Source organism: Arthrobacter sp. B0316-1-20 (assembly GCF_059091865.1).
In genome coordinates this window covers 115,111-126,656 of sequence record NZ_JBNHHC010000018.1, presented here as the reverse complement: position 1 = coordinate 126,656, position 11,546 = coordinate 115,111, and the positions used below count along the sequence as shown (strand labels likewise).

At 64.0% G+C, this 11,546-nt stretch carries 10 protein-coding genes; 7 read left to right on the top strand and 3 right to left on the bottom strand.

Going from position 1 to position 11,546, the window contains the following annotated elements:
- The 3 genes from AC5RW2_RS25945 to mtr all read left to right on the top strand — a co-directional run.
- Nucleotides 1-917, top strand: a 917-nt coding sequence (locus AC5RW2_RS25945) for a malate synthase (RefSeq protein WP_494074735.1), incomplete at its 5' end; no start/stop codon positions are given.
- Between the two features lie 368 nt (nt 918-1,285).
- Nucleotides 1,286-1,762: a MarR family winged helix-turn-helix transcriptional regulator gene (locus AC5RW2_RS25940; protein ID WP_493964175.1), complete on the top strand. Its 477-nt coding sequence runs from the start codon at nt 1,286-1,288 to the stop codon at nt 1,760-1,762.
- Between the two features lie 93 nt (nt 1,763-1,855).
- On the top strand, nt 1,856-3,265 hold the full coding sequence (gene mtr / locus AC5RW2_RS25935) for a mycothione reductase (protein WP_493964174.1): 1,410 nt from the start codon (nt 1,856-1,858) through the stop codon (nt 3,263-3,265).
- 98 nt (nt 3,266-3,363) lie between these two features.
- Here the strand turns inward: mtr and AC5RW2_RS25930 are convergent, their stop codons facing one another.
- Nucleotides 3,364-3,705: a YciI family protein gene (locus AC5RW2_RS25930; RefSeq protein WP_493964173.1), complete on the bottom strand. Its 342-nt coding sequence runs from the start codon at nt 3,703-3,705 to the stop codon at nt 3,364-3,366.
- Between the two features lie 792 nt (nt 3,706-4,497).
- Here AC5RW2_RS25930 and AC5RW2_RS25925 point away from each other — a divergent pair.
- Nucleotides 4,498-5,271: a DUF4839 domain-containing protein gene (locus AC5RW2_RS25925; RefSeq protein ID WP_493964172.1), complete on the top strand. Its 774-nt coding sequence runs from the start codon at nt 4,498-4,500 to the stop codon at nt 5,269-5,271.
- 93 nt (nt 5,272-5,364) lie between these two features.
- Here AC5RW2_RS25925 and AC5RW2_RS25920 read toward each other — a convergent pair whose 3' ends face one another.
- The gene (locus AC5RW2_RS25920) at nt 5,365-6,279 is read right to left on the bottom strand and encodes a LysR substrate-binding domain-containing protein (RefSeq protein ID WP_493964171.1); all 915 of its coding nucleotides are present in this window, start codon (nt 6,277-6,279) and stop codon (nt 5,365-5,367) included.
- 109 nt (nt 6,280-6,388) lie between these two features.
- Between AC5RW2_RS25920 and AC5RW2_RS25915 the strand changes: the two genes are divergently transcribed.
- From AC5RW2_RS25915 to AC5RW2_RS25905, 3 genes are read left to right on the top strand one after another with little or no spacing between them, the layout of a single operon-like run.
- Nucleotides 6,389-7,711, top strand: coding sequence for a cytochrome P450 (locus tag AC5RW2_RS25915; protein ID WP_493964170.1), 1,323 nt, complete (start codon nt 6,389-6,391; stop codon nt 7,709-7,711).
- An 11-nt stretch (nt 7,712-7,722) separates the two neighbouring features.
- Nucleotides 7,723-8,049: a 2Fe-2S iron-sulfur cluster-binding protein gene (locus AC5RW2_RS25910; protein ID WP_493964169.1), complete on the top strand. Its 327-nt coding sequence runs from the start codon at nt 7,723-7,725 to the stop codon at nt 8,047-8,049.
- Nucleotides 8,050-8,065: 16 nt separating this feature from the next.
- Complete coding sequence (locus tag AC5RW2_RS25905; RefSeq protein ID WP_493964168.1) at nt 8,066-9,325, top strand: NAD(P)/FAD-dependent oxidoreductase; 1,260 nt, start codon at nt 8,066-8,068, stop codon at nt 9,323-9,325.
- 100 nt (nt 9,326-9,425) lie between these two features.
- Here the strand turns inward: AC5RW2_RS25905 and AC5RW2_RS25900 are convergent, their stop codons facing one another.
- Entirely contained in the window at nt 9,426-11,345 is a 1,920-nt protein-coding gene (locus tag AC5RW2_RS25900; protein ID WP_493964167.1) for an Rv1352/Rv1906c domain-containing protein, read from the bottom strand.
- Nucleotides 11,346-11,546 lie beyond the last annotated feature (201 nt).

Sequence of the window (11,546 nt, the reverse complement as noted above, 5' to 3'; positions counted from 1 at the left end):
TCCCGCAGGGCACCATCCGCGCCACCGTGCTGATCGAGACCATCACGGCCGCGTTCGAGATGGAGGAGATCCTGTACGAGCTGCGCGACCACGCCTCTGGGCTGAACGCCGGCCGCTGGGACTACATCTTCTCCGTGATCAAGAACTTCCGGGCCCGTGGCCCGCGGTTCGTGCTGCCGGACCGGACGCAGGTGACCATGACGGCGCCGTTCATGCGCTCCTACACCGAGCAACTGGTCCGCGCCTGCCACCGCCGCGGCGCCATGGCCATCGGCGGGATGGCCGCGTTCATCCCCAGCCGCCGCGACCCGGAGGCCAACGCCATCGCCATGGAGAAGGTGCACGCGGACAAGACCCGCGAGGCCACCGACGGGTTCGACGGTTCCTGGGTGGCGCACCCGGACCTGGTGCCCGTCTGCCGCGAGGTGTTCGACTCTGTGCTCGGTGACCGGCCGAACCAGCTGGACCGCCAGCGCGAGGACGTCATCCCCGACGACGCCGCCCTGCTGAACGTCGCCGGCACCGAGGGCTCCATCACCGAGACCGGCATCCGCACCAACCTGGAAGTCGGCATTCAGTACATCGAGTCCTGGCTGCGCGGCAACGGCGCGGTGGCCATCCACAACCTGATGGAGGACGCCGCCACCGCGGAAATCTCCCGCTCGCAGATCTGGCAGTGGATCCACGCCCACGCCGTGACCGACGACGGCGAGATTGTCACCCGCGAATGGGTTCGCGAACTGCTGGAGGAAGAGTTCGCCGGCCTGCCGCGGTTCGACGGCGACCGGTTCGACGACGCCCGCGAGATCTTCGAAGAGGTTGCCCTCGGCGAAGAGTTCCCGGCCTTCCTGACCATCCCCGCGTACCAGAACTACCTGCTGGAGAAGTCACCTCTGAAGGTCGTTGCTGCAGCGTAGGTAACGACCATCCGTCCGGCGGCGGGCCGGGGTTCCATAGCCAGCCCCTGACCCGCCGCCGGCACTAAAGACTTTCCGCAGGGCCGTCAGGTCCACGCTACTTTCGCCACAAGCAGCCCGACGGTCGGGCGGACCGGCGGCCCCTGCGGAAGCACAGTGAAACGAATGCTGGGTGCAACTCCACGTGGAGTTGCACCCAGCTTTTCTTCGTCGCGAAACCGTCCCCGAGCCCATTACGCCGCAGGGAGCAGCCGGCTGGCTCGCACACCGGCCCTGGCCCCGACTCACTCGCTCCTTCTCCACTCAGATCGTCTGAGGCAAGATCATCCACAATTGGACTATCTGGAGTCAGTCGATACCATGAGAGCGTGCTACCCAACGTTGATCTCGACACACCGTCGCTCAAGCCGTGTGCGACGGTGGACAGCCCTTTCACCAGCGACCTGACCTGGCTGATGCATCGCGCGGTCGGAGTGCTGACCGGGAACTTCGACGCTGCCTGCCGGGACAACGGCTTGCACGACATGCGTGACACGCTGGTGCTTGCGGTGGCAGGAGATGGCACGCCGCGCACCCAGATCGAGATCGCCACCACACTCGGTCTCGACAAGTCAACGCTGATGTCGATTATCGACCGGCTCGAAAAGCAGGGGTACGTGGTGCGGGACGCCGATCCTGCGAACCGGCGCATCCGCATTCCACGCACCACCGACGAAGGCCAGGCGGTGCTGAATCGCGCCCTTGCCGCTCGCGATCAGGTAGTCGAGCAGACGCTCGCCGACTTCGGCGAGGACGACGTCCGGCAACTGCGCACCCTCCTGTGGAAGATCGCCACCGCCAAATAACCCGACCCGCCTCTCCAGCCGGCTGGATCCCGCTGCCCGGCCCGCCTCTTTCCGCACCCCCACCCTAAAACGACCCCCTAGTGAGGACTTGCCATGGATACCCCTGCCAGCGATATCGCCATCGATGCGCACTACGACCTGATCATCATCGGCACCGGATCCGGAAACTCAATCACCGGGCCGGAGTTCGAGGACACATCGATCGCGATCATCGAGAAGGGAACCTTCGGCGGTACCTGCCTCAATGTCGGCTGCATCCCCACGAAGATGTACGTCTATGCAGCCGATGCCGCGTTGGAAACCGCCCAGGCCGGGCGGCTGGGCGTGAATGCCCAGGTCAACTCCGTGGACTGGCCCGGAATGGTCACCCGCATCTTCGAAAACCGCATCGACCCGATCGCCGGCGGGGGTGAAGAGTACCGCCGCGGTCCGCAGACTCCCAACATCGACGTCTACGACCAGCATGCTGTCTTCGTCGGCGAACGCACGCTGCGCACCGGCCAAGGCCAGCAGCAGAAGATCATCTCCGGCGACCAGATCGTCATCGCCGCCGGCTCCCGCCCCTTCATTCCCAACTCCATCGCCGCCTCCGGAGTGCGGTACTACACCAACGAGGACATCATGCGCCTGCCCGAGCAGCCAAAGTCCATGGTGATCATCGGTGGAGGCTACATCGCCATGGAATTCGCCCACGTCTTCGAGGCCCTCGGCACCGAAGTAACGATCATCTCTCGCTCTTCGCTGCTGCGTAGCCTGGACTCCGAGCTGGGCAAGCAGTTTAACGCTATCGCTGCCCAGCGATACCAACTCCTGTCCGGCCGAACCGCCATCGGCGCCGAGGAGACCACCGCGGGAGTAACCGTCAGGCTCGACGACGGCACCTCCGTCACCGCGGAAGTGCTGCTGGTGGCCACCGGCCGCGTGCCCAACGGTGACCAGCTGGACCTGGCTTCTGCCGGGATCGACATGACCGCCGACGGACGTGTCCGCGTCGACGAGTACGGTCGTTCGACCACTGCCAAGGGAGTCTGGGCCCTCGGCGATGTCTCCTCGCCCTACATGCTCAAGCACGTGGCCAATGCGGAGATGCGCGCCGTGCGCCACAACCTGCTCCACCCGGACAATCTGCGAAAGATGCCGCACGACCACGTTCCGGCTGCCACCTTTACGCACCCGCAGGTCGCCTCGGTCGGGCTGACCGAGGAGCAAGCGCGAGAACAGGGCCACAATCTGACGGTCAAGGTGCAGAAGTACGGGGATGTCGCCTACGGCTGGGCCATGGAAGACACCACCGGCATCTGCAAACTGATCGCAGACCGCGACACCGGGAAGCTGCTCGGCGCGCACTACATGGGCCCGCAAGCCTCCACCCTGATCCAGCAGATGGTCACCGTGCTCGCCTTTGACCTGGACCTCCGCGAATTCGCGGCCAAGCAATACTGGATTCACCCGGCACTGCCCGAGGTCACCGAGAACGCGCTACTCGGACTTGAGTTCAATTAGAACGAGGGAACGCTTTCCTCGTGGGTGCGGCTCTACCTAAAGAGCCGCACCCGGCATTGTTCGTTGCACGTTCTGGGGGCCAACAGCCTCGCCGGGACCTAGCCGGCGGGGTCGTATCCGAAAGCCCGCACCTCCTGCGCGCAACGGCAAGCGACCGCGAACTTCGCAGCCCATTCCAAGGCCGCGTCGTACGAGGGCAACTCCAGCACCGAGTAGCCGCCTTCGAGCTGCGTTGTCTGCGGGTAAGTGCCCTCACGCACGGTCCCGTCGCCGTCGACCCTGACCGGCGGGACGCTCTCATCGATGCCGCCGCCGAACACCCACACGCCGGCGTCCTTCGCCTCCTGAACCACCGCGTGCGACGCATCGGAAACAGCCGGCAGCTCTTCCTCCGTGACGGCCATGGCGGCACTCGGAAACGAGATCAGATACTTTGTCATCGCGTCAGCTCCTTCTTCGCAGCACGGGGATCACCTGCATCCTTGCGGACGCCAGCATTCGGCGCAAGGATCTCGGCGATCCGCGGCACTTTCGCCACAAGCCGCCTGCAGGCCGGGCGGGGCGGCGGCCCGCGGAAGCACATTAAATGAGACCTTGCTACCGCTGACGTGCAAAGCGCATTGCCGGGAATGATAAAATCACCGCGCTTCAACTACTTCGATTGTCGCTATTCCTGGACAAATGTAATCGTTGTAAACGATCTTGAATTATCCACGGACGTTCTAGATTGAGATTGACGATGTCTGGGATCCCCTCTGCTATATGCAATTTCGCAAAAGGCCACCGCCTGCCTGCTTAAAGCATTCCATATGAAGACGCTTGATTTAGTCCACCGGTTCCCCTTCGAAACCTGAAACTTCAGGATTCAGATGGAATCGCGGGTTGGTTAGTAGGGCGAGCATCACCGTCCCACTGATCGATGATCGGAATTTCGACTCGATATCAGTTCCGAATAATGGCTGCCGCCGCGTGCACGGAGTCCTTGAGTTTTAAATCGCAGACCTGCCAGGATCAACTCGCGAGTGACGTCATTTGCGTACACTGCTGCATCGCATCACCATCGGCACAAACCTGCGCTAACCTACCCGCGAGCCGGGGAACGCAATCGAGTATGACCGGGTATATTCGACGAGCAAAGTGATTGGAGACGCGGCCGGCAGTGGATCGTCCCCGTCGCTCTGCTCACGATGAATCCACGATCAACAAGTCCCGTTAGGGGTTGGGGGAGTTTTATGGCTGACGACGACTCACAGTATGAGTTCAAGTCTGTGCGGGCTGTGCGCGGCATGGAAGCCAGGATGGCGACGAAGTTGCAGAAGGATGGCTGGGAGTTCGTCAACGAAAGCCAGGGGCCGCTGTTGCAGACGAAAATGACCTTTCGCCGACCTAAGCCGAAGCAACCGTGGTACGTCTGGGCGTCGGTGGCAGGTGGGCTGGCGCTCTTGGGCATCATCGTCGCCGTGAACGCGATACTGGGTGGAGGCGACGAGCCATCTACGCCCCCGGCCGACGCCGCGGCACTGCAAAGCGAACAGCCCTCCGCCGCGCTGTCGGAGGAGCCAGAGGAACCGGAGCCGACCGAATCGGCCGAAGCCGTCCCTGCGGAGTCAGCGTCCGAGCAGACGTTGACAGTGAAGAACAATAAGGACCTTGCAGCACTGTTAGCAAGGCCGGCCACAAGCGGGGATGCTGTGGAAGAATTTGCGGCCAAGTACAATGGTCGACTTATCGAATTCGATGGAAACATTTCTTACATGAATAATCACGGCAACTATAAGACCAGATATGACATGCTAATTGGGGCTGGAAATTATAGTGAAACCAAGACCACAGGACCGAACTTTCAGTTCAAAGACGTCAACATTTTTGACCTGCATCTTGCCGGTTCCAACATTCCGGATTATGTTGGCGCCGGAGACAATCTTCACATCATTGCTCGGGTTGGAGACTTCAACACCGTACAGGAGCTCTTCTTTCTAGAACCTATATCCACTGAATTAAGGTAAAAATTGGTGGGACGTGCCGCCGAACTCTGGAGCATGCCAGCGGCGCGAGGACACTTGCCGAGCGCCAGCCTCCACCGTTCTGTCTCCGCCCTACTATTTGGTGACGATCCCTTCCAGCACTTCAGCCGCGTAGTCCATGACCGCACGTGCGCGGGCGCTGAGGGCCACGCCGTCAGGCCAGACGGCGACGACTGAGGTTATGCCCGCCCGGGGACGTAATGGCCTGGAGACAATGGGCAGCCCTTCGGTGGTCACGGGTATCTGGTTGGGTCGCGACATCAGCAGGCTGTAGCCAAGGCCGCGGCCCACCAACGCGCGGACCAGGTCGATCTGCGGCACGCGCGCCGCATAGGTCGGAGTGAGTTCACGTTCGTCGAACATCAACCGGGTGTAGCCGGTGCTGGGCTGCGACTCAAGCATGATCAGCGGTTCGGGTGCGAGCTCTGCGAGGTCGACGTCCGGCTTCGCGGCCAGCAGGTGCGATTCGGCGAGAATGGCCATCACTTCTGTCTTGTAGATTTCCTTCTGCTGCAGTCCAGCGGGGATGCCGATGCCATAGACGATCGCCACATCCAAAGCCCCTGTCTCCAGCTTCGGCAGCAGGTCGCCGTGGTCGCCTACCGTGATGCCGATGTCCACCCCGGGGTGCAGTTTTCCGAAGCCTTCCATCACCGACGGCAGTACGTTGCTGGCCAGCCCGATGTAGCACCCCAGCGCTACGGGTCCTCTCAGCTCTCCCCCAACGCCGGCAAGCTCACTGACCAGGCCGTCGGTCTCCTTCAGGATGGTCCGCGCCCTGCCGGCAAGGTACTGTCCCGCCTGGGTGAGGCGCATGCCCCGTGCCTTGCGCCGTACGCACAACTGCTCCCCCACCGCTGCCTCCAACTCGCTGATGGCGTGGGACAAGGCCGACTCGGAGATATGCAGCGCCGCGGCCGCAGAACTCAACGTGAGGTGATCCGGCAGGGCAGCGAAGAGCTCCAATTGGCGCAGCGTGAACTTAGGCATCTAAACCTTACTCAGTCGAAGAAGTTATACGGATATCCACAGTTTACTAGGAGAAGAAAGCGGGTGACACTAGTCACGATGTCTCATTGATTTAGGAGTACGAGTACACATGTCTGCCGCCCTTGAAGGTCAGTGCCCCTACGGCTTCGGTTCAGAGTCTCCACGTGCCAGCACCATGACGGTGCTGGACCCCGTCACGCCGACCGCGGCGGCAGCGGCCACGGAAGCACCGCCGGCTGCTGAAACGGAGACGACTCCCTACCCGGTAGCGGACTGGGTGGACCCGGCGGCCTTAATGGCCAATCCCTACCCGACGTATGAGCGTCTGCGTCGCGAGTCACCGGTTGCGTGGGTGCCGGCGATCAAGAAGTTCCTAGTGACCAACTACGCCGGCTGCCACGCCGTCGAGATGGATCAGGAAATCTTCAGCGCCAATGTCAGCGGAGCCGCGATGAATCGGGCGCTGGGCGCGCAGCCGATGCTGCGCAAGGACGATCCGGACCACGCCGCCGACCGCGCCCCCATCAACCCGGTGCTGCGCCCGAAAAACATCAAAGAGGCCTGGGCGCCGGTTTTCGAACGCAACGCGAACACCTATTTGGATGTCCTGGCGGACAAGGGACCGGAACATGCCGACCTCAACCGTGACTACGCCGCACCGGTAGCCTCACAGAACCTGATCGACCTGCTCGGCCTCAAAGACGTGCACGTGGATCAGATGCGCCGCTGGTCCCACGACTTCATTGCCGGCTCCGGCAACGTGCTGGACGACCAGGCCATCTGGGACCGCTGCGACGCCTCGCAGGCGGAGCTGGACGCCATCCTCGACGAACTCATCCCGTTCTACCAGCGGCATCCCGACGCTTCGATGACGTCGGCACTGGCCAACAGCGGGCTCCCCGTCGATAACGTGGCCGCCAACGTCAAGCTCACCATCTCCGGCGGCATGAATGAACCGCAGCACATGGTCACCAACATCGTGTGGGCCCTGAGCCAGCATCCCGAACAGCTCGAGAAGGTGCTCCAGGACGACGCCCTCTGGCCCGCCGTCTTCGACGAAACCGTGCGATGGCAGTCCCCCATCGGCATGTACCCGCGGGAAACCACCCGGGAAACCACGCTGGAAGGTGTCAGCCTGCCTGCCGGCGCGGGGCTCGGTGTTGTGGTGGGATCTGCCAACCGGGACGTGGCGCACTTCGGGCCCACGGCCGATGAGTTCAACATCTTCCGCCCGAAGACATCCCACCTGGCCTTCGGCAGTGGCGTCCACCTCTGCGCAGGACACTGGGCAGCCAAGAGCTCAATCGGGCAGATCGCCGTCCCGCTGGCTTACAAACGCTTCCCGGGGCTGCGCGCCGACGACACGCGGACCGCGACCTGGGACGGCTGGGTCTTCCGCGGCATCACCAGCCTCCCCGTCACCTGGAACTAGAAAGAAGAACCATGGCAAAGATCAGTTTTCACCACTCGGACGGCAACGTTGATGTCTTGGACGTGGACCCCGGCACGTCGTTGATGCGGGCTGCGGTGACCAACGGGGTCGATGGGATCGTCGGCGAATGCGGCGGCCAGGCGATGTGCGCCACCTGCCACGTCTACGTGCGCGAGGAGTACCTCGAGGGGCTGCCGGACATCGGCGACGACGAAGAAGAGATGCTCGAGTGCACCGCCGGTCCGCGCGACGAGGCCCGCAGCCGGCTCGGGTGCCAGATCACGGTCGGCGACGGACTGGAGCAGATCGAAGTCGACGTCCCGGACGACCAGATCTAAAGGCAGGGCGAGCGCCATGAACTTCACGAGCATTCCCGAGAACATTGTCATTGTTGGCAACGGCCAGGCCGGCATCCAGCTGGTGGATTCGCTGCGCAAGGAAGGCTACACCGGGGCGATCACGCTGCTCGGCGAAGAGACCCACCACCCGTACCAGCGCCCGCCGCTGTCCAAGGACTACCTCGCCGCCGGCAAGGACCCGGTCCCGCTGCCGCTGCGCCCGGAAAAGTTCTTCACCACCAACGACGTCGATGCCCGCCTCGGCGTGCACGTCGCCTCGATCGACCGCAACGCCAAAACCGTCACCCTCGACGACGGCACCACGCTGGCCTATTCGAAGCTGGTGCTGGCCACCGGCGCCGCCAACCGCGAACTCACCGTGCCCGGCGCCGGTCTGGCCGGCATCCACGGGCTGCGCACCCTCACCGACGCCCAGGCCCTGCACGCCCGCCTCGACGCGGTGCGCTCCGTCGTCGTGATCGGTGCCGGCTTTATCGGCCTGGAGTTCGCCGCCGCCGCCCGCGCCCGCGGCCTGGACGTCACCGTGCTCGAATACGCCGACCGGCCGATGGGCCGTGCCCTGACCCCGGTGATGAGCGGCTTCTTCGCTGACGCCCACCAGCGTCTGGGCGTGACACTGCGTTTGGGCGAGGGCATCGCCTCCTTCGACGGCCACAACGGACAGGTCACCGCCGCGGTCTCCACCACAGGGCACCGCTATCCGGCCGATCTGGTGCTGGTGGGCGTCGGCGTCACCCCGCGCACCGAACTCGCCGCGGCCGCCGGCCTCGAGGTCGATAACGGCATCGTGGTCGACTCCGCCATGCGCACCTCCGACCCGGACATCTACGCCCTCGGCGACTGCGCGTTCTTCCCGAACGCCCACGCCGGGACCCGCACCCGGCTGGAATCCGTGCAGAACGCCACCGACCAGGCCAGGCACGCGGCCAAGTCAATCCTCGGCACCGAGGAACCCGGCGGCTACAACGATCTTCCCTGGTTCTGGTCCAACCAGGGACCGCTGCGCCTGCAGATCGCCGGCATCTCCGCCCCCGGCGACCAGACCGTGCTCCGCGGCAACCCCGCAGACGAGAAGTTCTCCGTGTTCTGCTTCCGCAACGGCGCCCTGGCCGCCGTCGAGTCCGTCAACCAGCCCGCCGACCACATGGCCGCCCGCCGCCTGCTCGGCGCCGGCCGCACCCTCACCCCCGAACAAGCCGCCGACCCGGACTTCGACCTCAAGGCCTACTCCAAACAACAACCCGCCACGGCCTAGGGCCAATCTCCCCTCCTGGCCGGACACTACGGCGACTGAGAGGCGATGTAGTTTCACGCCCGTCACAGAGCGCATGCCAGCCGGCGCTCTGTGACTCGGATCAACCGACGCGGGTCAGCGTGCCGCAGCGGCTGACCTCAAGCCCCTTGGCCCAAGATGGGATCTCCACGTAGGTGCGCGCCGCACCAAAGTAGTTGTCGATGATCTCGGCGGTATCCCCGGTGAAGCCGCTCATGGTCTTCCAATAGCAGCCGCTTCCAGACCCGGTCGTCTTATACAGGCCGGCACGGATGTCGACTCCGACGCGGTACGTGCCGTCGGCGGTGATCTTCGAAGCCTTCGCGCCGGCCTTAGGCGCAGTAGTCCACTTGCCGCAGCCGCTGGTTTCGAAGCCGCGATCGGCGGAGGTGATCTGCACGTAGGTGCGAGCCGCGCCGAAGTAGTTGTTGTTGATCTGGCTGAAGCTGCCGGAGAAGCCGCTCATGGTCTTCCAATAGCAGCCTGTTCCGGTGCCGGTGGCCTTGTAAAGGCCTGGCTTGATTTCGGATCCAACCCGGTAGGTGCCGTCCCGGCTGATCACGGTCTTTGGAGGAGCGTAGATCTCAACGGCGCCGCTAGTGGCAGCGCGGTTGTAGTACCCGGCCTTGCGGGCCGTGACCCGCACCGTGATCTTCTTGCCGTTGTCTGCGCTGGTCAGCCGGTAGGAGCGGTACTTAGCGCCGGAGATGGCCTTGCCGTTGCGGTACCACTGGTAGGCATAGGACGAGGGTTTGGGGGAGAAAGACCAGCTGCCGGCGGTGAGTGTGTAGCCGGCCTTCCTCGTGCCGCTGATCTTCGGGTTGGCCTTCGTGGTCATCGTCGCCTTGCCGATGGAGCGGGCGGGCGACGTTGCCTTGCGATTCGTGTATCCGGCCTTGCTGACCGTTACCCGGACACTGACCTTGGACCCGACGTAGCTTGAGCTCATATACAGCGAACTGCGGGTGGCACCCTTGACCGCCTTGCCGTTGCGGTACCACTGGTACGTAACCTTGGATCCAGCCGTCCAGCCTTGGCTGACCTTCAGCGTCTGCCCGTAGCGGGGAGAGCCGGAGATGGACAACTTCTTCGTGGCGGCAATGGAGCCGACGGCTACCTTCCGGGACACCGACCAGCGGTCCAGCGTGATGTAGCCGGGGCGGGAGGCACGGACGCGCACCTTCACGTACTTGCCGTTGTCCGCTGCCGTGGGGGTGTAGGCCCGGTACTTTGCTCCGCTGATCGGGGTGCTGCCGCGGTACCACTGGTAGGCCAGGGCCGCGCCAGTGGGAGCCCAGTTGCCGGGGTTGGCGGTCAGTTTGGATCCCACCTTGGCGGTGCCGGCGATGGCCGGGGCGGGGGCGGCCGTGAAGGTGCCCCTGGCGACAGTGACCGTTTCGGAGGTCAGGGTAAATGGGCTCATGCCGGCAGCGGTTGCGATCGCCTTGACCGAGAGTTTCTGCGCGGCGTCCGACGGGACGACGGTGTAGGCGGAAGCGGTCGCGCCGCTGATCTTCAGCGGGCCGCGGTACCACTGGTAGGCGACTTTGCCTGCCGGGGTAAGTGCCGGTGCAGTAACGGTGAGCTTTTGGCCAACAGCCGGTTTCCCGGAGATGACGCCGTCCCAGATCGCGGCGAAGTCACCCCTCAGAACATCCACTGCGTTGTCCACCGGGCTACCGGGCCAGCCGTCGGCGTTGCGGCCCAGAACGTTGACGATCAAGGCGTCGCCGCCCAGGGACTGCGGGATGGTGAAGTAGGATCGGCCGCCGACCGGCAGGAAGTCTTCTTGCAGAACCTTGCCGCTGCTGCTTGCGATCCAGCTGATTTCGAGTTCTGTCGCGTTCTCCCACTGGCCGCCGTCGGTGTACACCGTTGCTCCCGGCCGAGCGAGCACCCCTTCGTCGGCATCGATTGTCGGGTTGACTATATTGACGGCGGTGGGCGCCGCTGCAGCGGTCGCGACTTCAGGCGACGGTGCCAGTTCAACCGGCGCAGCCATTGCCGCGGGTCCAGAGAAGAGACCGGCTACGAGCGCGCCCGCACAGAACAAAATGACGGCGAAGCGGAACCGTGTGCGGACGCGCGACGGCTCGGCAAAAACTGTGTGCGACAAAAAGCCCTCCCCCAACTGACAGCCGGCGCTTCCGGCCGCCAAGATTCTATGGCTTCTGGCACTCTGGCGATACGTTTATCCACCATC